Source organism: Marinobacter sp. es.048 (genome assembly GCF_900188435.1).
In the GTDB taxonomy this organism is placed as follows: domain Bacteria; phylum Pseudomonadota; class Gammaproteobacteria; order Pseudomonadales; family Oleiphilaceae; genus Marinobacter.
The window spans coordinates 2,173,964-2,199,446 of sequence record NZ_FYFA01000001.1 but is presented as its reverse complement, the minus strand read 5'-3'; the positions used below and the strand labels follow the sequence as shown (position 1 = coordinate 2,199,446).

The window sequence follows — 25,483 nt, the reverse complement described above, 5'->3', positions numbered from 1 at the left end:
CTTTATTGCCGTCACCAGGACAATGTGCGGGGATCCTGGCGCCGCTCATTAAGGCGCTCACCGCTGATGTTGCCGTCCGAGAGCGTGATCACGCGATCCGCCATGCCCGCGATGGAAGCATTGTGGGTAATGATGACGGTGGTAGTGCCTGTCTCCCGGTTGGCCTTGTCCAGGGCCTGGAGCACCAGTATACCAGTGGCCGAGTCGAGGGCGCCGGTTGGCTCGTCGCAAAGGAGCACATCCGGACGCTTGGCAATCGCCCGCGCAATGGCAACGCGCTGCTGTTCACCACCGGAAAGCTGGGCCGGAAAATGGTCAATGCGGCTCGTCAGTCCAACCAATTCCAGCGCCTCTTCGGGTGCCATCGGATTTATCGCTATCTCGGTGACGGCCGCGACATTTTCCCGAGCGGTGAGACTGGGGATGAGATTGTAGAACTGGAACACGAAACCAACATGCTCACGACGGTAGCGCGTCAGTTCGCGGTCTCCGGCTGCACTCAGATCAATATCGCGATACCGGACCTCACCGGACGATGGCACATCCAGCCCACCAAGGATGTTCAGAAGGGTGGATTTGCCAGAGCCGGAAGCGCCCAGCATGACGACCAGTTCACCGCCATACAGGTCCAGATCGACCCCACGCAATGCATGAACCTGAACCTCACCCTGGTCATAGGTTTTGGTGAGGCCCCGGGTCTGGAATACTGCTGAGCCGGTCCTGGCTTGCTTTCCTGGCTCCATGGTTTCAGTCAGTCTTGGGCACAATCCACGCAAACCGTGGTGTAAGGCAGCACCTGCAAGCGGCGGGGATCGATGGCCTCACCACAGGATTCGCATTGCTCACCGATACCGTTGTCAATACGTGCGAGGGCGTGTTCGATCTGAGCAAGTTCGGAGCGGGTTTCCGTTTCAAGCGAGTCGACCACCTCGTCATTCTGGGTCTGGGTAGCCTGCTCTTCGAAATCCTTGTCCAGCGCACCACCCTCACGGTGTTGGTGAGCTTCATATCGGGAAAGCCTGGCCGTCAGGTCTGCCCTCAGTGTTTCAAGTTCGGATTTCCGGTCAGTCATGTGGCGCCTCCTGCCTTGCCGGGAAAACATGTTCCTACAGTAAAGCATAAGCTGAACCCCGGATTGATGCTTGTCAAAATTGCGTCATGCTGGATGGGGCAAAATGGAACCATATCAAACCTGTATGCAAAGGAGTTGTGTCTATGAACACCGAGTTTTTCGAAAAAGCGACCCGCCTGAACGAAACCCTGTTCGAGCAGTTTGGCAAGGCTGTGGAATTACAGATAAACGCCTTCCGCCGTTATGCCGATGTCACCATGGAGCAGGCTAAAAAAGTGTCTGAAGTCCGCGATCTGGAGGGGCTGAAAAGCCTGACCGGAGACCAGGCGGAAACCCTGAAATCACTGAGCGAGCAGCTCACCGCAGACTGGAAAGCCTGGCAGGACTACCTCAACGAAAGCCGGGAGCAGATTCAGAAGGTGTTCGAGAAGGCATCCGAAGTGTCAGCCAAGCCCGGCCCGAAAGCCGCCAAATAAGGGATAGTCATGTTCGGTCTGGATACGCTCGGGAAAGCAGTTGGTCAGCTCGTCAACGGTTTCGAAACCAACGTCCGCCAGGGACAGCACCAACTGGAGAAAGTGCTGGGAGATAATGGGGTCCTGGATGCGGCAACCCTCTCCACGATAACGGAAATGTCTGATGCCTATCGGACAATGGCAGAAGACCTGCTGCTGCACCCGCTCCGGTTTGCAGGCGCAGAGCTGGACCTGGCCCGCAAGCATGCCGCTCTGGGGTATTACACCCTCGCCCGGCTCGTGGGCAAGGATAAGATGCCCGTTGCCGAACCAGAGCCCGACGACCGGCGTTTCCAGGCCGAGGACTGGCACAAGCATCTGACTTTTGATGTTCTCCACCAGGCCTATCTGATCAACTCACGGGCCTTTCTGAACTGGGCAGCCGGCATGGAAGGAATTCCCCCGGCAGGACGGGACCAGATGCTGTTCTACGCCCGGCACCTGACCAGCGCACTGTCACCCTCGAATTTTCCGGCCACGAACCCGGAAGTGCTCCGGATCACCTGGGAACGGAAGGGAATGAACCTGGTGGACGGTGGTCGACAGTTGATCGAAGACCTGCGCCAGAATCCGTCCCTGTTCAATGTTGGCATGACCGATCGCTCCGCCTTCGAGGTGGGACGTAACCTGGCGACCACTCCGGGCAAGGTGGTGTACCAGAACGAACTGATGCAGTTGATACAGTACTCTCCAACCACAGAAACCGTCAGCAAACGCCCCTTGCTGATTGTTCCGCCCTGGATCAACAAGTATTACATTCTGGATCTGACCGCCAAGAACTCCTTTATCCAATGGCTGGTGAACCAGGGACAGACCGTTTTCATTATTTCCTGGCGCAATCCAGGTCCCTCCCTCCGGGACAAGGGCTGGGAAGACTACATGGAGCTCGGGCCACTGGCTGCCATGGACGCTGTTACCGAGGCCACCGGCGAAGAACAGATGAACGTGATCGGTTACTGCATCGGCGGCACTCTGCTGGGCTCAACACTGGCCTGGCTCAAGAAAAAAGGCCGCAATCCGGTGACCAGCGCAACGTATCTGACTACTCTGCTGGATTTCTCGGACCCTGGCGGAATCGGGGTATTCATCAACGATCACTCGATCCGGGGGATTGAGAGAATGCTGGAGCGCAAAGGCTACCTGGACGGTCGCGCCATGGCGTTCACGTTCAACCTGCTGCGGGAAAACGAACTGTTCTGGTCGTTCTGGACCAATAACTACCTGAAAGGCCAGAAACCGGCAGCATTTGACCTGCTGTACTGGAACACCGATGGCACCAATCTGCCGGCACGGATGCACAGTTACTATCTGCGTCAAATGTACCTGAATAACCGCCTGGTAAAGCCAGACTCCCTGAGCCTGCTGGGTGAGTCCATCAATCTGTCCGAAATCGACGTACCCTCTTTTTTCCTGTCCGCCCGACAGGACCACATCGCCAAATGGAAAACCACCTACAAAGGAGCCTTGGCCCACGGTGGTGATGTCCACTTTGTGCTTTCCGGCTCAGGCCACATTGCAGGCGTAATCAACCCGCCCTACAAGGAAAAGTACGGTTACTGGACCAATGACACCCTGGTGCCGGATGCAGACACCTGGTTCGAGCAATCCGAACACCATCCAGGATCCTGGTGGCCCCACTGGCTTGAGTGGATTGCGCGCTTCTCGGACGGTGAAGTACCGGCTCGTATCCCGGGCGAAGGGAAATTGCCTGCGATCGAGAACGCACCGGGTAGCTACGTCAAAGTCAAAGCTGCAGAAGCAGTTAAACAGTAGACCTTTGGGTGGCCCGCAATCCTGTGGGCCACCGCTTCTCGCCCCGCATCCGCCGTTGTGGCACTATGGCCCGCTTGATGACTGGCGGAGAAGCTCCCGATGTTTTACACCACCCTCGCGGCGATTGCGGTCGCCATGATCCTGTTTGCCTGGCTCGGACTAAGAGCCCGTCTCGCGGACGGCGGTCTGGATGACTATGTAACGGCAAGGAACAGTCAGGGCGCCAGGGCATTGGGGCTTTCTTTCCTCGCCTCCGGAATGGGCGGCTGGATTCTGTTTGCGCCGCCAGAGGTGGGCGCGCTGGTCGGTCCTCTGGCACTTGCAGGCTACGCCCTGGGTGCCGCGCTGCCGTTTATCGTGTTCGCCTTCTGTGGCCCGGCTATCCGCCGCTTTTTACCCGAGGGGCGCAGCATCGGCGAGTTTGCCAACGCCTGTTATGGCAATGGCGTTCGACGCTACGTCTCGATGATCTCAGTGCTCTACATGCTTTGCTTTCTCACCGCGGAGCTCACCGCTATCGGTGCCATCACCTCGCTGCTTTCCGGTATTGACGGCGGCATTGTGGTCATTGGCGTTGCGGTTACCACACTCGTATACACGGCTGTCGGTGGCCTCCGGGCCAGCATCGTTACTGATCAGTGGCAGGCACTGTTGCTAATCGGCCTGCTGGCGATTGTCAGTTTCGTCGCGCTTGGCAAACTTCCGGAGGCCGCTCCCGCAGCCTTGCCCGACATACCAACCTCTGCGGCCCTGAGCGTGGCGCTGACTCTGGTGATCGCCGTAACCGCCGCCAACCTGTTCCATCAGGGATACTGGCAACGGTTGTGGTCGGCTCGTGATACCGACGCCCTGAGCCGGGGAGCACTGCTGGGCGGCGTGGTCACCATCGCCGTTGTCGCCGTGGTTGGCGGGCTTGGAATGCTGGCGGCCATGAGTGGCGCCGACCTTGGCAGCCCGCCGATCCCGTTCTTTGCACTGCTTGCTGATGCCCCAGCCTGGCTGGCCTTGCCGGCCCTGATTCTGGCAATCACCCTGGTGGCCTCCTCCGTGGATACCCTTCAGAATGCCCTGGCCTCCCTGGCAGTCACTGAGAAACAGGGGTTGTCCATTGTCAGTGCCCGATGGTTTACCGTGCTGCTGATGATTCCTGTGGTTCTGGTGGCTCTGCAGGGAATTTCGGTATTGCGGCTTTTCCTGATCGCCGACCTTCTTTGTGCCACGGCAGTGCTGCCTGTACTGATGGGGCTCTGGGGCAAAATGACCACGCGGGCGGCGATTCTGGGCTGTCTGGCAGGGCTTTTCGGGGCGATTCTGCCCGGGTGGATTTCCGGTGGCAGCTTGATGGCCGGATTGGAAGCTGCCAGCTTCCCCGGCAGCATTCCCACCCTGATGCCTTTCGTTGGTGCCCTGGTAGGCTCCGGACTGGTCAGTGTCGTGATCGCGACCACAACCCGGAAACGCTAAGCGGCATCCTTGCTGTCCAGCGCCCTAGCTGGACAGCAATTCGATCGGATAACGGATCTTGGTTTGATCAACGCCCGGTCGGGCCCCGAAATCCACCAACCTCAGACGATTGCAGATCTTGCTCTCCAGTGCTGGCTCATTGAGTGTAGATTCCACCACCGAACAACTCGATACTGCACCGTTCGGCTCAATAACCAACTCCGGGGTAATACTTCCCTGCAGCGACGGTTTGCGCCGAAGCTCCCGGTTGTAAATGCTATAGATCGCGGATTTGTTGGCATCCATGGTCCGGCGCAACTCTTCCTTGCTCCGGGTTCTGGCCGCAGTTTCCTGCTGTTCCTTGCGTGCCGCCTCTTTGACCGCAGCAACTCTCTCTGCTTCGGCGACTTCCGCGCGCTGGCGCTCGGCCAGGGCGACCTGACCGGCCTCCCGATTGAGCGCTTCCTCGTTCACCCCACTGCTCTTCGCGCTAGCGGTCGCGCGGGAGGCCAGAGTATCACCGGTTTTGCGGGCAATAGGTTCCGCTGTATTGGCAACCGGGCCATCCAGCTTGACCGACTCCGCAAGCGAACTGAGTTTCTTCAGTTCGTTCCCCATTGCCAGAATACCGGTATTCTTTGCCTTCTCCCGCGCCTTGGCGACCTCTTCAGGCTTGGGTTCTGGCTTGGGCTCAGGTTTTTCGGCCACCTGAGGCTCCGGCTCGGGTTCCGGCATCACCGGTTCAGGAACCGGCTCCGGCTTGGGCTCAGGTTTGGCCTGTTCCACCGGCTTTTCCTCAGGCTTCGGCGGTTCGGGCTCCGGCTCGGGCAACACCGGTTTTGGGGGCTCCTTTTTCTCGATGATCAGCTTGGCCAGCTGAGGCGGCAGAGCTTCCTGTTCCTGCCTGTCACGTTCTGGCAGCTCTACCCAGCTGACATAACCTGCAAATGCGAGGAATAATGGCATCACAAAGACAGCGGCGACCAACAACCGCTTACGTTCACCACGCTCCTGATTCCAGGGCAATCCGTACCTATAATCCATCGTGGTCAGGCTCCCTGTTCCGCACGCTGATTAACCGCCAGGGAAATACTGGCGTAACCGGCGTCCACACAGGTGGACATGATTTTTTTCAGCAGCTCGTAGGGCAGTTCGCGGTCTGCAAGAATGGTAATGGGTCGCCCCGAATCCGGCGCAGGTGACGACGAGCGACTGGCCTGATAGTCCAGTTCCTGCTTCAGGGAAGGCTCCACCTGTCCGTCAAACGTCTGGAACGCGTCGCGTTTCACCACCAGCCGACCGTTTACCAGGATATCCCGGTCCGTAACGGTCAGGGCCAAGACATCACCAGGAGGTTGCTGAGCGGTGGAATCCGGCAGTTTGATGGTGCTGTTCTGGTTCAATACCTGTACGTCGGAGGAGGAGTTCACCATCAGGAAGAACACAAGGATCGTGAAGATATCCATCAACGAGACCAGGTTCATCTTTCCCTGGCTTTTATTGCGCCGGTAATGGCGTTTCTGGCGGCGGGCCTTGGCAGATTCTTTCATGAACTCACCTCCGCGGATCCCGAAGGCTGGGCGGGCGCATCGCCGAGAGAGATCTCGGGGAACAGCTCCGCTTCCACCAAACTACCAGCCACCACCGCCTCGTATGAGCGCACCGTGTCCATTACCGAGACCAGAGACTGATAGGACGTCTGCTGGGACGGCATAATAATCACATCCTTCTTGTCTGGCACACGGCTCTTGATTTCCTTCATGACATCCTTAAGCAGAACGAAATCATACTCGCCCTCGCGCTGGGGGATGTTCTTGATAACGCCGCCCTGGTTATCCGCAACGACCAGGCGATCCTCATAGATCACCACCTGGATCTGCAGCTCTTCCGCCTGCTCGGCCGACAGGCTCTCACCGGTCGGGAAGTTGAGTTCCAGAACGCTGGTGTGGGCGAACACCATATTCAGCAGCAGTACCGGCACCAGCACAATCATGAGGTTCATGAAGGGCGTGATGTCGAGATCGGCCTCACTTTGTAGGCGACGATGCTTCCGTCTCATGGCCTGACATCCTTCTGACTGGTTATCAGGCCGGGCTACCGGCCGGAGTCGCTACCTGTGCCGGCGCAGCGGCATTCTGACCCTGTGGTTGAGCGGCGGTCTTACTGCCGGAACCATCGCTGAGCAGGTTCAGCACCTTGATGCCCGCCATCTCGAAGCTGTCGACGATCTCATTGGTCTTGGTCTGCAGCAGTGAGTGGATCAGCAGCATTGGAATAGCAGACATAAGGCCGAAGGCGGTGGTGTTCATGGCAACCGAGATACTCTGGGACAGGAGGCTCGCCTTCTGGGCCGGATCCGCTGCAGCTACCGCCGTAAACGCTGCAATCAACCCGATAATGGTACCCAGCAGACCAAGCAGCGTGGCAATGTTGGCCAGCGTTGCCAGATACTGGGTGCGCTTTTCCAACCGCGGCATCACATCCAGCAACCCCTCTTCCATCGCGTATTCGATCTCTTCACGACCCTGGCGGCGGGCCAGGCGCTGGAGGCCGAAGCCGATCATGGTCGACATGGCACTGCCGGATTCCTGGGTGTAGTTCAGGGCGCCTTTCAGGTCACGCTTGGCGATCATCTGATGCAGGCGGTTGAAGTCCCGACGGTTGGTCAGTTTCTGGGCGGAAAGGTAAACGTAACGTTCAATGGCAACAATGAGTCCGACGATCAGCACAACAGCAATCGGAAACATAAAAAAGCCACCTTCCTGGAAGAAGCGAACGGCGGTATCGATCATTTTCTGGGCACTCCATGGTCCGGTTTTCAGATCAGTCTATGCGCGCCCCTCCCCTTGGAGGGTAAGTTCGCGAAAGTCTGTGTGAGGGTTTGTTTAATCTTGCGCAGGGACACACTCAGAATGTGACGCGCACCACACTCTATTCCCCAGTTGATGCCTGGGTCTGCCTGATGAACGCCTCGTGGTACTTGATAAATCGCTGGAACTCGTAGCGCTCCAGGGGCGTGAGGCCCTGATCAACCATCAGGCGCTCGTCCGGGGCACGCAACTCGTCTACTTCCGGTGGCTGCCAAGGCACCAGATACATCACTGTGGGCACTTCCTGATCACCACGGATTCGTGTGCCTTCAATAGTCACAACGCCGGGCGAGTCCTGGGCGTAAAGCGTGGGCGCCGTGGGCATCAGGGCGGAGACTGCAAGAGCGATCAGTGCAGGACGTTTCATATCAAATATTCCACATCAGATTCTGTTTTTCGCATCGAAGATCCAGTCTTCCAGTCTGGGGTGCGGCTCGCTGGCCGCCGATTGATAACGCTCATAAAGGGCAACCGCCTCGGCAGGTTTACCCAGGTAGATATCAAGCAGGAAGGCCAGATTAAGAATCGTAGGCGCGTAATTCGGATCAGCAGATAGGGCGGCGCGATAATATCGTTCTGCTTCATCGAATTCTCCAGCGCTCCGGGCAATCACTCCCAGATGATTCAACGCCTGGACATGTTCAGGACTCACCGCCAGCGCGCGTTCAAACCAACTTTTCGCGGTCTCGGTATCCCCTTCCTTGAAAGCAATAATGCCACGGTTGGCCATGGGGCCGGCTTTTGCGGGATAGTCGCTCGCCAGTTGCTCGAATCGGGTTTTTGCTTCGGCAAGATTTCCCTCCTCCATCGCACTCACTGCCTTGGCGAATGACGCTTCCAGTGCAGCCTGTTCAACTTCTACCGCAGACTCCGGGGGCGTCGGAGCCGTCACACACCCCGAAAGCGAAAACATCACGAAAAGAAAGAGTCCGCAGGCCTTAATCGAGCTCATAGACAACCCCTTGGGTAACTTCTTCTTTCCGATAACGTCCGGGCAACAGGGCTTTCAAGGACTCGTAGCTGCGCTTGACCCATTCATCGAAAATGCCCTCCCGGGCCCGCCGGATATTCTGCTCGTGGATATCGATGGCGTTGTCCTCAAACGGGTAGGCCTGCTCTTCCAGGAGAAGCTCGTACTGCGCCAGTTCAAGCTCGCTCAATCCGGTGGGCCGCTCCGAGTCCATGAGATCGGCACCGAGGCGTGCATAGATGTGGGCGATCTGGTAACCGGCCTCGGTTGCAAATGATGAAAGGCCATAGCTGGCCGTCTTCTTGTAAGCGTTGACCGCTCTTTCAAGTGCATCAGTCTTCGCTGTCATGCTTTGATTGAGTGGCAGAGTCAGCCTGATGCTGTCATACCGGGCAAGGGCATCGCGGGCGAGGATTGCAGAGGCTGACGCCGCAAGGTAACGCATGCGATCGTCCGCGGCGTCCAGGTCCCGGTCCACCGTTTCCATCTGCTTTCGCAACCAGTAATCCCTGCTTTCGGCATCCCCGTCTTCCTGATAGAGCTCAGCCAGCCGATTGGCTGCTTCCATGTAGACGTCCGTCGGCTCCGGGTGGCTGTTGGCGTAATTTCGCCAGGTATCAATCGCCTTTTCCCGGTTACCGGCCTGATCGTACAGCTCTGCTGCAATCAACAGGTTCTCCCTTCGCTCTTCCGGCGTTTTAGCGAGGGATACCATTTGCTGGAGTTCGTCGGCGGCTCGCTCCCACTGCTCCGTTTCACGGTAGGCCAACGCCAGTTTTGCAGGGACTGTGTCGATCAGCTCGTGGTCCGGGAAAGACCGCCTGAAACTGGTCAGCACACCGATAGCCTGGTCCCAAAGATTGGCAGTGATAAGGAGTGAGGCAGCATCGTATTCGGCGTTTGCCCGCAGAGCGGATTCTGGAACAGCCGTCCCGACTCGCAGGAATTCGCTGACCGCAGCCTCCACATTTCCGGCATCAGCCAACTGCTCCGCCTGTCGATAGACCGCGGCGGCCAGATTTTCACGAACGCCGCTTCTGCGTTCATCGTCTTCGGCCATTGTTGCCAAGGCGTCACGGTAAGCCTGTTCCGCCTCGGCGTATCGGGCCAGTTCGGAGAGGCTGTGCCCGGATAACAGCAAAGCTTCCGTCGTCAATTCAGCCGGAGGCGTGGGCTGCCAGGTAACAAGTCGGGCCGCCATATTGACAGTCTCTTCCCAGTTGTTCAGGTCAAATTCACGCTGCAGCGCAATGTAATACACCGCAGGTGCCCGGGCGTCGCCGGGGAATGCATTTGCAAACCGCAGCCGGTTCAGTTGTTGCAGCTCCTGATAGACCATCCGCTCCGATACTGGCTCACTCTCCCAGGTTTGCGAGTACTCCCGGAATGCCAGCACCGAGGCATACCCGGCTTCAGCTGCCCGATCGGCTACCGTGTCTTCCGGATAGTCATAGGCCACGCGTTCGAAGGCTGCGATTGCTGCCGGCCAGTCTTCCAGCTCCAGATACGTCTCACCCAGAAGGAACAGACGCTCCGGTGTGCGGGGATGGTCCGGGAAGGTAGTCGCAAATTCGGCGTAATAACTGGCGGCTTTGCGGTAATGATCGTCCGCCTGCTGATCATCCGTCGCCTCCCCTGCCAGCAAATACTGGCGGTCCGCCAGTTCCGGCAACAGTTGTTCCAGTTGTTGCTCGATAAAACCAATCGCATCGGAACCCGCTGACTGCCAGTAATCGCTGTAAATTCCGTAAAGGCTGACAAAGCCGGCCTTTCGTTCAGGGATCGTACGGGTGAAACCGGCCAGCTCAAGGGTATCGATGATCCGGATGTGGTAACGCGGCGCCCAGGGACTCGCCGGATGGTCTTCTATGTAGGCCTCGAAGACATCGATGGCATCACTATATTGCTCTCTCTCGAGCAAGAGCTCGCTATAGCGGTCGTAGACCAGGATTTCGTATGGGCGACCACCCGTTTGGCGGAAAAGCGCCTGGAGGGTTTCCGCTCCGTCAAGGTACGACAGGGACAGCCCTACTACCCTGAACAGATCTTCGATCAGCGTCTGGCTCCGCTGATCGACGTCTGCCACCGGCTTGCCCTCAGGCATCACCAGATCAAGCACTTCTACGTAACTGAAGAGCGCCTCCTGGTATTGCGCCTGCTTGAACAGACTCCAGCCTTTCATGTAATGCGCGTTCACCAGGAACGAGGCATCGGCCATGTGCTCCTGACTGGCGAGGGTAACCTCGTCGAAGGCCTGCTTCGCTTCCCGGTATCGGCCATCGATAAACAACAGATCGCCGCGGCGGAATTGGGCCTCAACCCAGTATTCTGAATCCGGGTAGCGGCGGACCAGAGTATTCAGGGCATCAAGCTGCTGCGGCGTCGCGCCTCGGAGCTCCCAGGCTCTGGCAAGCTGATAATAGATCTGGTCATTGCCCTCGCGCTCTGGATATTCCGACAGAAGACGCTGGTAGGCATCAATGGCTCCGGAGAGTTCATCGACAGCGGAATCCGCCATTTTCCGCTCCGCACGCTGGAATTCCAGATCGGCCAACCGATGCCTGATGGTAACCTGCTTCCGGGGATCCTCTACGAGTGGCAAAAGCGCCTTGTAACTGTCCATCACCGTTTCAATGGAAACATCTTCTGGGGGGCCGCTGCCGGCCCCTGCATCTGCACTTTCCTGCCGCGTTTCGATCGCCGGAAGCGCAGCCAGAGTGCCTTCACGGACTCGCGGCATTTCTTCGCCACCAGCAGGCATCATCGACTGCAACATCTGGCAGCCACTCGCCATGACAAGGGCCGTAACCATGAGAAGGCCTTTAACAGTCCTGCCGGCCATCCGATTATTCATCACCGGCACCTGCATTTTGCGATGCGCGGAACAACTGGTCCGCCAGCCTCGCCTGGGCGTGGCGCGAGGCCAGCAGGTATCCATTAAGCTCCTGTTGCTGGGCTGCCAGCATACGGTCGACCTGAGTCAGGAGGGTTTGCCGGGCACGGCCTAATGCCTCGGACACCTCTGTTCCAAGGGTCGCGAGCTCCCGTTCGCTGGCAGCGATTCGCCGAGCCAGTTCGGCATGGCGGGCATCGTCGGCCATCCGGGTTTCAACCCGTTGCCGCTGGGTCTGAAAGCGCTCCATCTCGCGATCCAGTTGCCTTAGCTGTTTTTGCGCAGCCCAGCGATTGGTCCCATAGTCATCCGCAATCCACCAGTCGAAGTAGGCACGCATCCGCCGATAAGTCGCACGCTGCCTGGCGGTCGTCGCGTCGTTGGGCAAATTCGCCAGAGTTTTCTCAACCTCATCAAGCTTGTCGCTGAGCGCCTTTTGTTGCGAGGTCATGAAGAATCCCGCATCTTCGTCTGCCAGTGCCGAGGAAATTCTGTCCGTGAAGTCCTCGTGCAACTGCTCCCACTGGTCTGCCTGTTGGGTTTCGAGTGCCCGACGGGTCTGGGCAATACGAATCTGCCGTTGCTGCTCACGGGTCTCCAGCATGATCCGGAACGATTGGAACCTGGACTGCCGCTCGGCGATGAAGGACTGCATTCGGTAGAGTTCGTTCAATTCGGCAAGAGCCTGCTGGAACGTTTCCGAAGCCAGCACTTCCGCCATACCAGATTCGAGGGGCTGCACGCGCAGCCGGCCATAGGAATCTGTAAGAATCCCGTCGCTATCGCGGCTGAACTCGAGCTGGGCCATCAGATTTTCTTCATCGAGCCGATCCCGGATATTTCCGAGCTCCCTGATACGGGCCTCGTAATGGTCGGCTGCCTGTTTAAACGCGGGCAATGCTCGCTGCGGAGCGTTCATCTGCTCAAGAACATAGGCCCGGGCAAAGGGAACCTGCTGGCGCCAGGGCAAAAACAGTTCACGGTTCGCGAGAGTATCAAGGGCGTCGAGAGCCCTCTCCGGCCTGCCCTGGCCCGCCGCGGCAACGGCGTAGTCAAAGAGAGCCTGATCGGCGAAAACGCCAGTCAGGGGCATGGCTCCCAGGACCTCCAGAGCTGCCTCAAACTGGTTGTCACGCAGATACAGGCCCGCAAGCGAGAGGCGAGCGCGGCCGCGCAGGCCCTCCCGTTCGGCATCTGGCTCGACGGAGTCAATGGACTCGTCGAGGATGGCGATGAGCTTTTTCAGTTCCTCTTCGGCGGCGGCTCCGGCTCCCGCATCGAGAGCGGAGACCGCGGAATTGTACCGGAGGTAAAGGGACCAGATGTCCGTGTCATCCAGTTGCTCCCGAAGCGAGGCCAGATCGGGTTCATCATCAGGGCGGGCAGACATCATGGCCAGCCGGGAGCGTAGATAAATCCATTCGCGGAACAGATCGTGGTCGGCCTCGGCCAGTATCTCGCCATCGACACGATCGAGGTTCTCGCTTGCGAGCGCCTGATTCCCCTCAAGGTAGAACACCTTGCCGAGATAGAACCAGGCCTGGTTACGCACATCGGGCGACAGATTGCTGCCGGCGCCATCAGCCCCGAGTAGCTGCCTGAACAACCTGCTCGCCTCTCGGGTCATCCCCCAGGACAGCATGAGCCCGCCCTCGACGAGAGCCGGGTGATCTCCGTGTCCTTCGATGCCGCCCCGTTCGCGCGCCACGGCCAGCTGGGTCAGAGCCTCGAAGGCGTTACCCTGATGGTATTCGTACAGCGCCCAACCATAACGAAGGTCCTTCGCCCGCTCGGGTTGCGCCTCGTCGGCATGGACCGGGGCCATCATCAGCCACAGTAGGGCACCCGCGTAAACGAACGGGCGTCGACCTGACGGCTGGCTTGCTTTCAATCCCACGACGCGGCTTACTCCCACTCCATAATGGATACGGAGGGTTGGTAGTTGGAGGAGCGATCTTCAACACGGATTTCCAGAGCGGCTGTTCCAGTGCCCTTCTCAAACTCCAGGGAGGCCGCCTGCTTGTAAGGCCGCTGATCCGGCCCGATTCCCTCAACGAATGCCGTGACCTGGTGTACTCCGGATTTGAGGTTGCCCACGAACAGCCGCTGCATGCCGCCGCGTTCAAGTGCGCTCACCTGACGCGCCGTATAGAGATGAGAGGCAACGATCTCATCGTCGACCTTCAGCTTCACTGCATCCAGCTTCAGAAACTTTCCGGTATCAACGCTGAGAAACACGGCAACCTGGGTATTGGCCGGAAAAAGCAGATCCTCCTCGAGGATGAACAGGTCACGGTTCAGGCGTATCACTTTCTTCTTGAGCGCCTCCACCTGCTCGGCGACGGCTGGGTCGTCCTTCTCCGTCCCAGGATTGGTCTGCGCAAATGCGGGGCCTGTCAGGGCGAGGGTCAATACTGCTAAAAGCGCCGGGATTCGATGGTTCAAGCAAGTGGCCATGGTCGTTCTTCCTGCATGCTCAGTATTCAAGAATCAACGACGCCCGGGTTACGTAGGCATCGAAGGAATAAAGGGGTTCTTCGCCGGGGAGAAAGTCCCCGGCTGCGGTGACATCCCGGAAGTTGTCATAGTCAAAATTCAGCCAGTCCACCAGTAAGCTGAACTGCAGGCGATCAATGCCGGGGAGAGACGTCTGCTTCCATTCGTATACCGCGCCCACCGCCAAGGTTGTTCCCGAAAGAGAGCTGAGCTCCTTGTCCCGGGCAAGGTGTGTCTGGGAATTCTCGAACGGGAAAAGATCACTGTAAAAGTCCGCCTCGCTCTGGCTGTAGTAGCGAACGGAACCCTCAAGGGTCCAGTGCTGGTTCAATCCGTGCACGTATCCCAGTTCGACCGTATGGGCGTTGATACCCCAGGTATCGGAAAAATAGCGGTATTCACCGCGAATTGAGGCGCGATACGGCAGATAGTAGAGCGCTCGCAAGGCCACGGAGGTACTGGTCCGGGTTTCCGGATAACGCTCTGGTTGATACAGGAACGCTGTGGAATCGTTCGGGTCGATGTAGCGGTTTTGTCTGTAAGGGTTCTGCAGGAAGCCCTCATCCGTAACCACCTCAAGATCCAGGCCTACCAGACTGTTGCGGGTGACGACCTGGCTCAGTCCGAGCTGATAGTTCCGACGATCGGCTTCCTCGCTGAAGGAATCGTTGCCAACCCGGCCCACTTCGTCCCAGCCACTGGCATAGCCCATGGTGACCGTTGACATGCCACCGAAAAACTCCTGACTGAGCGAGAAGTAAACGGTATTGGCTTCGTAATCGTTTTCCGTACTGTTGGTGAACCCCAGGCTCATAATGGATTTGTCGTGCAGATAATCCACGCCAAAGGTGTACTCGTTGCGCTCTTCCTCATAGGGGCTGGCCGTGGCCAGGACGTCGACAGAGGCGGCCGAAACGGAATCGACATAGTACTGTCCAGAAAACGAAACCTGGGAGCCGATACCCTTGCGCACCAATACTGACGGACCGTCGATGATCATGCCACCGCCGTCATAGCGGTGATAGAGAACATCGACGTTATCGACCGGAAGGGTTGCCGCAATCGCCTGATGCCCGAACAGCACCAGCGCGAGCAAAAGGAATGCGGACCGTACCAACCGTCGCCTGTCAGTTGCAGCCACAACCACCTCCCGAACCGCCTTCCGCTCCCCGCGCAGACTCCCGGGACTGATAGACGTGATGCATGTAGGAATCCGCTTTGCCGTGACGACTGAGACTCATGACCGGATCCGCCAGATTATCCCGTTCGTAGGGTTTCACCCACGGCTTTACTGAACTGCATCCGGAAACCGTGAACGTGGCGACCAGAAGAGCGGACACAGTGAAGATCGACAAATTACGCATAAACGTTCCGTCCGAAAATTACTCGCGCACCAGTTCACGAATCTGCTGTTCGTATTCGTCTTCGTAACCCGGCTGGTACCCGTAATGGAGATAACGGGCATTACCATCGCGATCAATCATCACGGTGGTTGGCATGGCCTGCACCTCATAAAGCTCGCTCACCGAACTCTCCGGATCGTAAAGGATCGGGTAATTCACGGGCACCTTGTCCAGGAAACGATGAGCTTCTTCCCGATTCTCATCCACGTTGACCGCCAGAATCGTGAAGCCGAGATCCTTGTATTGGCTGTAAAGCTCATCCATCAGCGGCATTTCCTGGCGGCAGGGGCCACACCATGACGCCCAGAAGTTCAGCATCACCACTTCGCCACGATGGTCCTCCAGCCTCAGATTTTCGCCGGAACGGCTCTCCAGGGTGAAATCCGGAGCTGGCACATTGATGGCCTCGGCGCCGGCCATGGGGCTAAGACAGGCCAGGACGCCCGCCACCGCCAATGATTTTATGGATGCTTTCATAACCATTGCTCCTGTAATCAGAAAAAGACCGACAGGCCAGTGCTGACCTCTGTGTTCATGGAGGTTTTCTCGGCCCCAAGAACATCTATTCGGTAGTAGTGCTGCCTTACGCCAATCTGAACTGCAACGCTGTCCGTCAACAGAACCTGATAGCCCGCACCGGCATTCAGGGTAAACCGGGTATCACCCGCAAAATCGGTAGCGCCGGCACCTGCGATCAGGTAGAAATTGGTGTTGAATGCGTAGTTCTCGGTGAGGAAGGCCTCGCCAGGAAGCACGTTGTAACCCAGGTTGATGTTGTAATAGCTGTAATCCCGCTCGCTGTCGGTAAGCACCTCGACGTTACCGGCCAGCTTCTCGAAACTGGTTTCGCCGCCCTCCGCGAATCCGACTCCTGCTTCGAAGAAGAAAGACTCGCTGAGGTGATAGGTGAGCTTGCCGCCAAAAAGCAGCGACGACTCGAAGTCCTCGATATTGAGCACGCCCACAAAAGCCCCAACCTCAAAGTTCTCGGTGTCGATCAGCGCCTCGGTGACCGGCACCGGGGTAACATCAGGCTCGATCAGCGGCCGATCATCCTGGGCATGGGCGCCCACGGCTACGCATAGCCCTGCGCCGAGGCACAGCGGTTTCAGAAAAAGATGCTTAGTCCGATTTTCCATTCTGTCGCTTCTTCGTTGGTGGACCGGGTAGTGAACACTTTGTAGTCCTTCACTTCGGCACGGATGAAATATCGATCGGTAATGTAGGCGCGGATACCAAGCCCCGCATGGCCAATACTGTTATCCCTCTCTTCGGGCTGGGCCAGTGTGGCCTTGGGGTCAACCCAGATATGCCCGACCCCCAGGGTAAAAAAGGGTGATACCCGCCAATCAGGAAATGGCTGATGCACCAGATTCGCATTGACCATTCGAATTTCCGAGGCGCTGCCAAGAATCTGAGAAGCCCAAAGCTCGGCGGACAGGTTTCTGGTCATCCAGAAGCCGCCGTAGCCTGCCGTGACAGCGGCACCATCAAATTCCCCCATCATAAATCCGGCTTCCAGCCGCCGGCTTCCAAAGGCCTCAAAATCGGGCACCTGAAGATCCACACGATTACCCGTGGCATCCACCATCTGTGCAATATCCGCAACCGCTATCCAACCCTCCCGGCCACGGGTATCCGTCACTTTGATCCAACTTGTCTTGCGCTGAAGAATGGTCAGCCATTCCCCTTTTTCGCTGGTATGAAAAACCGGATAGCCCGTTGCCGGTCCGGTTCGCCAGGACACATAGGGCTCCGTTACCTGCACTTGCAATGCATCATCTTCAGCCTGCCCCCACAGCCAGCCAGCCCAGCTCTGGGCCGGCAACAACAAAAGAAACATAAGAATGGCGATGGGCATGGTGCGAGTTTCAGTCCTTGGATCAGTCTTCCGGGGCGTCGAACGGATTGTTGAAATACTGGCCGCCAATATCCAGCCATTCTGCGATCAGTCTGAGTTCGGCGGGTGTGAGGCGATCTTCGTGAGTTCCGCCTTCCGCAAATGCGTCGAAGAAACTACTGGCACGAGCGCCGCCTACTGACATCGAAGGCTGAACCGGGACTGTAACAGGTGGCGTAGGTTGCTCGTTGCCATCTTCATCGAGAATAGGATTACCCTCCCCATCTCTCAATATCTCCCCGGAATCCACGAGTCGGTCTATGAGAGCACCATCTATCAACTCCTGCTCATTATCCGGATAAAGCAGTTCTCTATATGCTTTGAAATGCAGCGGCTCGTCCGGTGATGGACCGTCACTCAAGTCCAATTGAGCCACCGGTACTACAGCCGCGCCCTCAGCATCTCTGTTGCTATGACAATTCGTACATGTAGTTCCCGGGTTTTCAATTTCCCTGTCTACCCCCCAGATGGGGTGGATGTGCTGCTCATAGTTGATCACAATCCGACAGTTGGGTGCCCATTCTGTCGCGCACACGCCGGATATGGGGGGCGAAGTCTGCAGATCGGCGTAGGCGTAGGCAAAGCTATCAGGCTTTGGGTTTACAGCATCACCGGACCACTCATCGGCAAAGATTACATCCGGCGTCGGCCGCCGAATCTCGTTGATGCGGGCAAAGACCTCGGCCATGGTTTCTCCCATATCGGTAAACAGACCTGAGTCGGTGTTGGGAAACGAAATGCCGGTGGTTTCTGCCCCGCTCCACGCAGGTTCCGGACCAGCGTCAGGCCTGCCATGGGGTGCCGGGTTACCGGGGTCATGGCAGCCTGAGCACTCAAGGGTCTCACCGGGGCGTACCGTTAGCCAGTTCTGATGCCTGTTGCCCAAAACCCCGTCCATGCGCCGCCCCTGCTCATCCAGGATACTAATCGCAAACGCGACATTGGCAGGCACCGCCACCTTTACCGATCCATCCGGCTCTATTGGTACGTAACCCAGTATTTCCCGCATCAACTGGGCGCGGCTTCTGCCAAAAGCGCTGTTATCAAAATCCCGTACGTTCTCATCGGGAATGGCTACCGGCTTTTCCAGGCGAAGGAATCTGGCCGGACGATCTTCAGGCGGGGTCTCCACCGGGTCGGCCATCACATCAATACCCGCTGGTGTAGTGTCCACGCCGTCAATGTCATACACACTGCGAATATGCAGGACGCCATAGCCTGCATCCCCAAGTGCACCCTCATCACCCGTAAACTGGGATTCCGGAATGAAGCCTTCCAGAGTCCGCTCCTTCATCAGGACTGCCTCATCAAACTGAACGCCCTCCACCGGCGGGACCACCGGCCGCTGGGTCTCGCTGTTGATATCTAGAAGCCACAAACCGTAGACGGGCTCAGCGGGCTCATAATCTTCGGATTGCAGGCGGTCTTCTGTGCAGTTAACGATCCGGTCGGTTGCTGTTTCACGCAACCGGCAAGGTGTCCAACTGACCAGGTAGCGGTTGGTACCATCCAGCAGTGGTGAAACCGATGCATAACTGCCTTTCAGCGACAGCTGCCCATCCAGGCCCACACCGGGCACAAGTGAGCGCTGACCTGAACCTTCGGTGCCATCGATACGCAGATTGGCCTCAACAAATTGGTCAACATCGACTTCCGCCAACACAGACGCGTAATCATCCGTTTCAAACGGCCTTAGCTGCACCAGCAGATTGCCGCTGTCTGATTTGCGTGGCTGCAGATACTGTATATCGCTCGCCTCTGGAACCGAATCGTGGGAGTGACGACCGAAGAGATAGCTCAGGCCGGTGCCGTCAGGGTTGACGCGGTAGAGGTTTACACCGTTGTTCCGGGTTTGGCCGGCATTGTCCCAGCGGCTGAACACAATGGTGCCATCATCCGCCACCATGGGGTCGAGGTCGTGGCTCTGATTGAATGTGATCTGTTCAATGTTCTGACCATCGTCGTCCATCACATGCAGAACAAACCCGGGGCTGTCACCCTCCTCGTCCAGACCGGAATACTGGGGTTTGCCTTCATCAAGCAGCACCGCCTTGGAAATCCGCTGACGGGTTGACGAGAAAACGATTCTGCCATCAGGCAGATAGGCTGGCGCAACGTCCTGCCCGGCCCGGGCGGTAACGTCTGAATCGATGATCCGACGCAGGATGTCGGCACTAACGTTGTATTCCCAGATATTCCAGGTTGGCTGATCCTCGTCGTCTGCGTCCTCGATTTCCGGCGCACGCATGGCAAACAGCAGTCTGGAGCCGCCGTGGGAAACGTGGAGATCTTTCACGTCATAGCGCAATTGACCATTGTCATCGAGGAATTGCGGCCCGGCGAAGGCCCTGGAGGCAATATCCCGCGTCTCGGCGTCCGCAGTAGCACTGGCCTTCAGAAACAGTCTCGCTCCGGGGCGGAAGGCGCTCGGGTCGGCCAGGTTGTCCTCGACCAGGGCCCCGGTGTTTTCGTCAAAAAGCAGAGCCCGTTCGACATAAGCCACAGGGTTCTCGACGACAACCGGATCTGCCTGCTGGCTGTCGCTGCTCGAAAAACAGCCAGACAGAGCAGCAAGCGAGCCGAGTGCGATAGCCAGGCGAGCACTGCGAGAGATGTTTAGAGCGGGCGACTTAATTTCCAACGTGACAAACCCTGTTTCGGATGACATTCCATGACATAAATTAAGTCGGTTCCGCTGGCAGGCTCCAAGGGTTTTACGTAACGCAATGTAATAACGTGGCCTACGGCTCAAAACGAAGGATATAGCAAGCCGTAAACTTTTAACAATTGTCAAAAAGCATTAATGTGCACATGCTATCGATCACCGAGGGAAAGGACATGACCGCCCGGAACAGGATCAGAAGCCTGCTTTGCAAGGCTTGCAGTACCGCAGTTCTCATCGCATTGGTGTCTGGACAGGTCAGCCTTGTTCAGGCCGGGCCCAGGGAGCAGGCCAAAAGAATTCACGACCGGATTGCCGGCGTACCACCCTCTGAGAGCGTTTTGGATTCCATGACCAGCATGATTCCTTCTAATCCAGAAGGTGCAGCGTTCATTGCCATGAACGATCCCGCTTTTTACAACGTGACTCTCAAGAACTTCGCGGCTCCCTGGACCAACGAGGCGATGTCAAAATTCGTGCCCCTGAACGATTACATTGCAACAGTAATCGGTGTCGTTAGAGATGAAGCAGACTTCCGAACCATTCTCTATGAAGATGTTCTATACGTTGGTGCCCCTGATCTGAATGCTCCGAATTACTCCACAAACGACAACGAACATTATGAGTGGCTTGAGACACAAGCTATCGACCTCAGCAACAAAGATCACTTAATCCGGCAACCCCAATCGAATTATAACGGTTTGCCCTCTTCTGCCACCGCCGGCGTCATCACGTCAAGAGCTTCAGCCCGCGCATTCTTCAGTGCCGGCACCAACCGTGCAATGTTCCGCTTCACGCTGATCAACCACATGTGCAACGACCTGGAGCAGGTTGCGGACGTTACACTCCCGACAGATCGCATTCGCCAGGATGTTTCCCGCAGCCCCGGTGGCGACAGTCGAGTCTTCCTGAACAACTGTGTGGGCTGCCATACGGGCATGGATCCCATGACCCAGGCGTTTGCCTACTACGACTACGAATACAACCAGAACACTGATCCTGAGGGTGAGAGCGGCAGACTCGTGTACAACGCTGTTGGTGAAACAGATCCTGAGACGGGAACCAGGGTAAAAGCCAAATATCACATAAACTCCGCAACTTTCGAGCAGGGCTATGTGACGCCGGATGATAGCTGGGTCAACTACTGGCGTCAGGGCGCAAACCGCCGTCTCGGTTGGGATGAGTCAATGCCGGGGTCCGGCAAAGGTGCGAAAAGCCTGGGTAAGGAGTTCGCCTATTCGGACGCCTTTGCCGAGTGTCAGGTCAAGAAAGTGTTCGAGAATGTCTGCTTACGACCTCCCTCGAGCAGCGCAGACAGCTCTAAAATAAGCAGTATGGCAGCAGGCTTCGCCAGTCAGGGTAACCTGAAGCAGGTGTTCGCAGAATCTGCCGTGTATTGCATGGGGGAGTGAGGACGCTATGAACACATTCAAAGGAATATCGGTGAACTCTCGCAGATCGGCCTTCGCACTTATCGCCATCGCCTTGCTACTTGCGGCCTGCGGCGGAGAATCCACTGAACAACTACCGAATACCAATCCGAACTCCGGCACGGTTACCTACAACGGCCCACCCCCTTCAACGGATGATGTAGCCAACTTCAAGCGCAATGTCTGGGACAATCTGGTAACCCAGGCGAAATGTGGCGCGTGCCACGGTTCAGATGGTCAGACACCGACGTTCGTCAACGAGCAAGACGTCAACCTTGCTTATGCCCAGGCAAATACCATAGTCAATCTTTCGGATCCGTCCCAGTCAGAGATGGTGACTAAAGTAGCCGGTGGTCATAATTGCTGGCTTACCAGCAATTCTGCCTGTGTCGACATTCTAACCACCTATATTTCCAACTGGGCAGGCGGCTCAGAAGGCTCTGCCAAAACCGTGGAACTTCGCGCCCCAGCGCTCAAAGAACCGGGCGCCACGGTTTCCCTACCGAGCGACACTGGCCTGTTTTCCACCACGGTATACCCGCTGTTGGAAGAATATTGCAGCGAGTGTCATGCCGACGGCGGACAGACCCCCTACATCGCCAGTGCGAATATAGAGACAGCCTATGATCAGGCAAAGAGTCGCATCGACCCTATGAACCCGAAATCATCACGACTCGTTGAACGACTTGAGTTCGACTATCACAATTGCTGGAACGACAACTGTCTGGCATCTGCCGCCTTGATGGAAACCAAAATACTGGAACTTGTTCAAGACCTGCAGTTTCAGGACGTTGATGAGTCGCTTGTTACCAGCAAAGCTCTGACACTAAGCGCGGACGGGCTAGAAGCCAACTCCGGCGGCCGTTATGAAGACAACATTATTGCTCTTTACGAATTTAAGACCGGTGAAGGCCAGACGGCCTTCGATACCAGCGGTGTATCCCCTGAAATTGACCTCACCATCAGCGGAAACTTTGAATGGGTTAACGCCTGGGGAATCAACTTCGGGCCAGAAGGAGAAAATGAGCAAGGGTTCATGATTCCTGCCGGCAAGGCCCAGGGCAGTACCACAGCGAGCCAGAAACTTCATACTATCTTGACCGCCTCTGGCGAATACAGCATCGAGGCATGGGTAGCACCAGCGAATATAAGCCAGGAAGATGCCCGCATCATCACCTACTCTGGCTCATCCACCACTCGCAATGTCACTCTCAGCCAGTCGCTCCAGCGATACGAAGTACTGCATCGCAGCACCACCAGCGATGAAAATACGCCGTTCTCTACCCAGGACGCCGACATGCTTCTGCAGGCAACCCTTCAGCACATTGTAGTGAACTACACTCCGGCGACCGGACGCCAGATATTTGTTAATGGCGTTCCGACCGATGATGTCGACCCAGACAACGGTGGACTGTTAACCGAATGGGATGACAGCTTCGCGCTCGTACTTGGCAATGAGACAGATGGTCAGTCTCCATGGCAAGGGACAATAAGAATGGCTGCCATCCATAATCGTGCTCTGACATCGGAACAGATTCAGGCTAACTTTGAGGTGGGTGTCGGGCAGAAATTTTACTTACTTTTCAGTGTGTCAGACCTGATAGGTTTGCCGCAAAGCTTTATCGTCTTCGAAGTCAGTGAATTCGACAACCATGCCTATCGATTTGCCAGCCCGTTCTTTATCAGCCTGGATGGCTCTGTTGAACCTTCAGATATAACGCTGCAGGGCATGAGGTTGGGCATCAATGGAAATGAGGCAACGGTGGGACAGGCCTGGGCAAATCTCAACATCGTTCTTGATAGCGAGGCTTATGACCCCGGCACTGGCCAGCCACTGTCCCGCCTCGCCACGATTATTGCCCAGGAAAATGGGGCAGAAAATGATGAGTTCTTCCTCACGTTCGACAAGCTTGGTAACAATACTTTTGCCCGGACAGAACCTGAAGAGCTGCCCCAGCCCACACCAGATTATCCTGACGAAACACCGTCAGCGATTGGCCTTAAAACGTTTGACGAGATTAACGAATCCATGTCCCGGATGACAGGCGTACCCACAACCAACTCGGCAGTCTCCGCAACTTACAACACTGTAAAACAGCAACTACCTACTGTTGAAAACATCCAGGGCTTCCTGTCGTCTCAACAAATGGCTATTACTCAGATGGCAATCCAATATTGTGATGCACTAGTGTCAAACACACAGCTCCGAATGGATATGTTCCCAGGGTTTGATTTTTCAGTCCCATCCAACACCGCATTTGATCACGGAGGCAAGAGCCTTATTATCGCCCCGCTCTTGTCTCACTTCGTCGGCAGCGGCCTGAATTCTCAACCCAGCGACAGCAAGATCGAGACCGTCGTGGGAGAGCTCATTGATACCCTGAAACTCTGCGGCGGTAACGAATGTGCAATCGACCGCACCGAAACCATTGTCAAGGCAAGTTGCGCCGCTGTGCTTGGCAGCGCCACCACCCTGGTTCAGTAGAGGAAGCCGATCATGTTCATACGCAAAACACGTAAAAAGCCCTTGGCGAACGGCAGTCCGCTCCTCCACGATGATCACGGCAAACCGAAGACGCGTCGCGAATTCATAGCGCAAGGTTTGATGGCCGGCTCCGCCACTGTTTTCGGGGCGTCAGTTTTCAGTCTTTTCGGTAATCCGAGAATGGCGGCGGCTGAACTCTCACCGGAACTGCAAACCCTCAAGGAGAACTGTGGCATTGCCGTTAAGGGCGCAGGAAAGATTCCATTTATTTGTTTTGACCTGGCAGGTGGTGCCAACATCGCCGGCTCCAACGTGCTGATGGGACAAGACGGCGGGCAGATGAACTTCCTGAGCACCGCCGGGTATAACAAGCTCGGCCTGCCGGGTGACATGCTGCCAAACGATCCCGCCTTCCTGAATACAGATCTCGGTCTGGCATTTCATTCAGACAGTGGTTTTCTTCGAGGCATAGTTCAAAGCGCCAGTGCTGGCACTCTTGCAGCGACCAATGGCGCCATCATTGCTGCGCGCTCAGAGAACGATACCGGCAACAATCCCCACAACCCAATGTACGGAATTCATCGTGCAGGCGCTGATGGCCTTCTACTCTCCCTTGTAGGGTCACAGAGTTCGGAATCCGGAGGCAACTCGCTAGCTCCAATGAACCTAATTGACCCCAAAGCCCGTCCCACCAAAATTGATCGGCCGTCTGATGTCACTGGTTTGGTTGATGTGGGTGATCTTATCGGCATTCTCGATCAACAGGATGCAGTCGCTGTAATGGAGTCCATCCAACGTATCAGCGATGCCAAAATGAACCAGATCACTACATCAGATGTCGTGAAGGACCTCGTTCAATGCGGGTATGTAAAGAGCGCAGACCTGGCTGACCAGTTCGGAAATCCTGCCTCCCTGGACCCAATCGCTGACCCCGATATCGTCGGCCCGGCGGGCATTTTTTCCAGTTCCGAGTTCGACGGTAATCGGGAATATCAAAAAACAGCTTCGGTAATGAAGCTTGTGCTGGAGGGGTACGCTGGCGCTGGCACTATAACAATGGGCGGATATGACTACCACACCGGCGAACGCGGCACAGGCGAACGCCGAGACGAACAAGCGGGACGTTGCATGGGCGCTTGCCTTGAGTACGCAGCTAGAAAACAAATCCCGCTGATGCTCTACGTGTTCAGTGATGGATCCGTTTCCAGCAACGGTCGCATAGACGATTCTATAGACGGCCGCGGCAAAGGCGAATGGACCGGTGACAATCAGCAGACCGCTGCCTCCTTTTTTCTGGTGTACAACCCAGCTGGCCGACCAACAGCAATTCGCAACCAGATAGGCCACATGCGCGCAGACGCGTCCGTGGAAACTGCCTCAAGCCCTGCCGCCAATAACGTCAATCAACTGGTCCAGACTGTGCTGCTCAACTACATGGCGCTGCACGGGGAACAAGGCGATTTCAGTTCCCGCTTCATGGGCCACGGGCTGGGCAATTCCGCTTCGCAGGATAGGCTGATCGCATTCGAAAATTTGGTTAACGGCACTATCGGTAGTTGATCTGGCTGGTT

At 56.7% G+C, this 25,483-nt stretch carries 23 protein-coding genes; 6 read left to right on the top strand and 17 right to left on the bottom strand.

Going from position 1 to position 25,483, the window contains the following annotated elements; all coding sequences use genetic code 11:
- Positions 1–11 precede the first annotated feature (11 nt).
- Positions 12–743 (bottom strand): ABC transporter ATP-binding protein, encoded by a 732-nt coding sequence (locus CFT65_RS10165; protein WP_088827900.1) that lies wholly within the window; start codon positions 741–743, stop codon positions 12–14.
- Positions 744–751: 8 nt separating this feature from the next.
- A complete protein-coding gene (locus CFT65_RS10160; RefSeq protein ID WP_088827899.1) occupies positions 752–1,072 on the bottom strand; it encodes a TraR/DksA family transcriptional regulator in 321 nt (106 codons plus the stop codon).
- A 143-nt stretch (positions 1,073–1,215) separates the two neighbouring features.
- Here CFT65_RS10160 and CFT65_RS10155 point away from each other — a divergent pair, with 143 nt between their 5' ends.
- From CFT65_RS10155 to CFT65_RS10145, 3 genes are all read left to right on the top strand, one after another.
- The gene (locus CFT65_RS10155) at positions 1,216–1,548 is read left to right on the top strand and encodes a phasin family protein (RefSeq protein ID WP_088827898.1); all 333 of its coding nucleotides are present in this window, start codon (positions 1,216–1,218) and stop codon (positions 1,546–1,548) included.
- Between the two features lie 9 nt (positions 1,549–1,557).
- On the top strand, positions 1,558–3,360 hold the full coding sequence (locus CFT65_RS10150; RefSeq protein WP_088827897.1) for a PHA/PHB synthase family protein: 1,803 nt from the start codon (positions 1,558–1,560) through the stop codon (positions 3,358–3,360).
- 99 nt (positions 3,361–3,459) lie between these two features.
- Complete coding sequence (locus tag CFT65_RS10145; protein ID WP_088827896.1) at positions 3,460–4,824, top strand: sodium:solute symporter family transporter; 1,365 nt, start codon at positions 3,460–3,462, stop codon at positions 4,822–4,824.
- Positions 4,825–4,848: 24 nt separating this feature from the next.
- On the opposite strand, the gene CFT65_RS10140 is transcribed toward CFT65_RS10145, so the two are convergent.
- From CFT65_RS10140 to CFT65_RS10070, 15 genes are all read right to left on the bottom strand, one after another.
- Positions 4,849–5,847, bottom strand: a complete 999-nt coding sequence (locus tag CFT65_RS10140) for an AgmX/PglI C-terminal domain-containing protein (protein ID WP_088827895.1) — start codon at positions 5,845–5,847, stop codon at positions 4,849–4,851.
- A 5-nt stretch (positions 5,848–5,852) separates the two neighbouring features.
- Positions 5,853–6,353, bottom strand: a complete 501-nt coding sequence (locus CFT65_RS10135) for an ExbD/TolR family protein (RefSeq protein ID WP_088827894.1) — start codon at positions 6,351–6,353, stop codon at positions 5,853–5,855.
- Positions 6,350–6,862: an ExbD/TolR family protein gene (locus tag CFT65_RS10130; RefSeq protein ID WP_088827893.1), complete on the bottom strand. Its 513-nt coding sequence runs from the start codon at positions 6,860–6,862 to the stop codon at positions 6,350–6,352. The genes CFT65_RS10135 and CFT65_RS10130 overlap by 4 nt, the downstream gene beginning before the upstream one ends.
- A gap of 25 nt (positions 6,863–6,887) precedes the next feature.
- Positions 6,888–7,595, bottom strand: coding sequence for a MotA/TolQ/ExbB proton channel family protein (locus tag CFT65_RS10125; protein ID WP_014577476.1), 708 nt, complete (start codon positions 7,593–7,595; stop codon positions 6,888–6,890).
- Positions 7,596–7,734: 139 nt separating this feature from the next.
- Complete coding sequence (locus CFT65_RS10120; protein WP_088827892.1) at positions 7,735–8,040, bottom strand: hypothetical protein; 306 nt, start codon at positions 8,038–8,040, stop codon at positions 7,735–7,737.
- A gap of 15 nt (positions 8,041–8,055) precedes the next feature.
- Complete coding sequence (locus CFT65_RS10115; RefSeq protein ID WP_088827891.1) at positions 8,056–8,625, bottom strand: tetratricopeptide repeat protein; 570 nt, start codon at positions 8,623–8,625, stop codon at positions 8,056–8,058.
- The gene (locus CFT65_RS10110) at positions 8,612–11,497 is read right to left on the bottom strand and encodes a tetratricopeptide repeat protein (protein WP_088828210.1); all 2,886 of its coding nucleotides are present in this window, start codon (positions 11,495–11,497) and stop codon (positions 8,612–8,614) included. The genes CFT65_RS10115 and CFT65_RS10110 overlap by 14 nt, the downstream gene beginning before the upstream one ends.
- A complete protein-coding gene (locus CFT65_RS10105; RefSeq protein ID WP_228705814.1) occupies positions 11,490–13,433 on the bottom strand; it encodes a hypothetical protein in 1,944 nt (647 codons plus the stop codon). Before CFT65_RS10105 ends, CFT65_RS10110 begins: the two co-directional genes overlap by 8 nt.
- An 8-nt stretch (positions 13,434–13,441) precedes the next feature.
- Complete coding sequence (locus CFT65_RS10100) at positions 13,442–13,993, bottom strand: AraC family transcriptional regulator (RefSeq protein WP_088827890.1); 552 nt, start codon at positions 13,991–13,993, stop codon at positions 13,442–13,444.
- Positions 13,994–14,012: 19 nt separating this feature from the next.
- Entirely contained in the window at positions 14,013–15,173 is a 1,161-nt protein-coding gene (locus CFT65_RS10095; RefSeq protein ID WP_416376642.1) for a DUF3570 domain-containing protein, read from the bottom strand.
- Complete coding sequence (locus CFT65_RS10090; RefSeq protein WP_088827888.1) at positions 15,160–15,396, bottom strand: DUF4266 domain-containing protein; 237 nt, start codon at positions 15,394–15,396, stop codon at positions 15,160–15,162. Before CFT65_RS10090 ends, CFT65_RS10095 begins: the two co-directional genes overlap by 14 nt.
- Before the next feature lie 18 nt (positions 15,397–15,414).
- Entirely contained in the window at positions 15,415–15,918 is a 504-nt protein-coding gene (locus tag CFT65_RS10085; protein WP_014577483.1) for a TlpA family protein disulfide reductase, read from the bottom strand.
- 11 nt (positions 15,919–15,929) lie between these two features.
- The gene (locus CFT65_RS10080; protein ID WP_088827887.1) at positions 15,930–16,574 is read right to left on the bottom strand and encodes an outer membrane beta-barrel domain-containing protein; all 645 of its coding nucleotides are present in this window, start codon (positions 16,572–16,574) and stop codon (positions 15,930–15,932) included.
- Positions 16,544–17,296 (bottom strand): SH3 domain-containing protein, encoded by a 753-nt coding sequence (locus tag CFT65_RS10075; protein WP_088827886.1) that lies wholly within the window; start codon positions 17,294–17,296, stop codon positions 16,544–16,546. The genes CFT65_RS10080 and CFT65_RS10075 overlap by 31 nt, the downstream gene beginning before the upstream one ends.
- Positions 17,297–17,318: 22 nt before the next feature.
- Complete coding sequence (locus CFT65_RS10070; protein WP_088827885.1) at positions 17,319–20,003, bottom strand: PD40 domain-containing protein; 2,685 nt, start codon at positions 20,001–20,003, stop codon at positions 17,319–17,321.
- 170 nt (positions 20,004–20,173) lie between these two features.
- Between CFT65_RS10070 and CFT65_RS10065 the strand changes: the two genes are divergently transcribed.
- From CFT65_RS10065 to CFT65_RS10055, 3 genes are read left to right on the top strand one after another with little or no spacing between them, the layout of a single operon-like run.
- A complete protein-coding gene (locus CFT65_RS10065; RefSeq protein WP_088827884.1) occupies positions 20,174–21,409 on the top strand; it encodes a hypothetical protein in 1,236 nt (411 codons plus the stop codon).
- 7 nt (positions 21,410–21,416) lie between these two features.
- Positions 21,417–23,912 carry a LamG domain-containing protein gene (locus CFT65_RS10060; protein ID WP_088827883.1) on the top strand — a complete coding sequence of 832 codons (2,496 nt, stop codon included), beginning with the start codon at positions 21,417–21,419 and terminating at the stop codon, positions 23,910–23,912.
- Between the two features lie 12 nt (positions 23,913–23,924).
- A complete protein-coding gene (locus CFT65_RS10055) occupies positions 23,925–25,472 on the top strand; it encodes a general secretion pathway protein GspF (protein ID WP_088827882.1) in 1,548 nt (515 codons plus the stop codon).
- Positions 25,473–25,483 lie beyond the last annotated feature (11 nt).

Excerpts from the sequence above, each read along its gene's own strand:
- CFT65_RS10135 (WP_088827894.1), bottom strand. The coding sequence starts at position 6,353 with ATGAAAGAATCTGCCAAGGCCCGCCGCCAGAAACGCCATTACCGGCGC.
- CFT65_RS10080 (WP_088827887.1), bottom strand. The coding sequence starts at position 16,574 with ATGGAAAATCGGACTAAGCATCTTTTTCTGAAACCGCTGTGCCTCGGC.
- CFT65_RS10120 (WP_088827892.1), bottom strand. The coding sequence starts at position 8,040 with ATGAAACGTCCTGCACTGATCGCTCTTGCAGTCTCCGCCCTGATGCCC.
- CFT65_RS10130 (WP_088827893.1), bottom strand. The coding sequence starts at position 6,862 with ATGAGACGGAAGCATCGTCGCCTACAAAGTGAGGCCGATCTCGACATC.
- CFT65_RS10070 (WP_088827885.1), bottom strand. The coding sequence starts at position 20,003 with ATGTCATCCGAAACAGGGTTTGTCACGTTGGAAATTAAGTCGCCCGCT.
- CFT65_RS10055 (WP_088827882.1), top strand. The coding sequence starts at position 23,925 with ATGTTCATACGCAAAACACGTAAAAAGCCCTTGGCGAACGGCAGTCCG.
- CFT65_RS10115 (WP_088827891.1), bottom strand. The coding sequence starts at position 8,625 with ATGAGCTCGATTAAGGCCTGCGGACTCTTTCTTTTCGTGATGTTTTCG.
- CFT65_RS10145 (WP_088827896.1), top strand. The coding sequence starts at position 3,460 with ATGTTTTACACCACCCTCGCGGCGATTGCGGTCGCCATGATCCTGTTT.
- CFT65_RS10150 (WP_088827897.1), top strand. The coding sequence starts at position 1,558 with ATGTTCGGTCTGGATACGCTCGGGAAAGCAGTTGGTCAGCTCGTCAAC.
- CFT65_RS10140 (WP_088827895.1), bottom strand. The coding sequence starts at position 5,847 with ATGGATTATAGGTACGGATTGCCCTGGAATCAGGAGCGTGGTGAACGT.
- CFT65_RS10090 (WP_088827888.1), bottom strand. The coding sequence starts at position 15,396 with ATGCGTAATTTGTCGATCTTCACTGTGTCCGCTCTTCTGGTCGCCACG.
- CFT65_RS10075 (WP_088827886.1), bottom strand. The coding sequence starts at position 17,296 with ATGCCCATCGCCATTCTTATGTTTCTTTTGTTGTTGCCGGCCCAGAGC.
- CFT65_RS10160 (WP_088827899.1), bottom strand. The coding sequence starts at position 1,072 with ATGACTGACCGGAAATCCGAACTTGAAACACTGAGGGCAGACCTGACG.
- CFT65_RS10085 (WP_014577483.1), bottom strand. The coding sequence starts at position 15,918 with ATGGTTATGAAAGCATCCATAAAATCATTGGCGGTGGCGGGCGTCCTG.
- CFT65_RS10100 (WP_088827890.1), bottom strand. The coding sequence starts at position 13,993 with ATGGCCACTTGCTTGAACCATCGAATCCCGGCGCTTTTAGCAGTATTG.
- CFT65_RS10155 (WP_088827898.1), top strand. The coding sequence starts at position 1,216 with ATGAACACCGAGTTTTTCGAAAAAGCGACCCGCCTGAACGAAACCCTG.
- CFT65_RS10125 (WP_014577476.1), bottom strand. The coding sequence starts at position 7,595 with ATGATCGATACCGCCGTTCGCTTCTTCCAGGAAGGTGGCTTTTTTATG.
- CFT65_RS10110 (WP_088828210.1), bottom strand. The coding sequence starts at position 11,497 with ATGAATAATCGGATGGCCGGCAGGACTGTTAAAGGCCTTCTCATGGTT.
- CFT65_RS10060 (WP_088827883.1), top strand. The coding sequence starts at position 21,417 with ATGAACACATTCAAAGGAATATCGGTGAACTCTCGCAGATCGGCCTTC.
- CFT65_RS10165 (WP_088827900.1), bottom strand. The coding sequence starts at position 743 with ATGGAGCCAGGAAAGCAAGCCAGGACCGGCTCAGCAGTATTCCAGACC.
- CFT65_RS10065 (WP_088827884.1), top strand. The coding sequence starts at position 20,174 with ATGACCGCCCGGAACAGGATCAGAAGCCTGCTTTGCAAGGCTTGCAGT.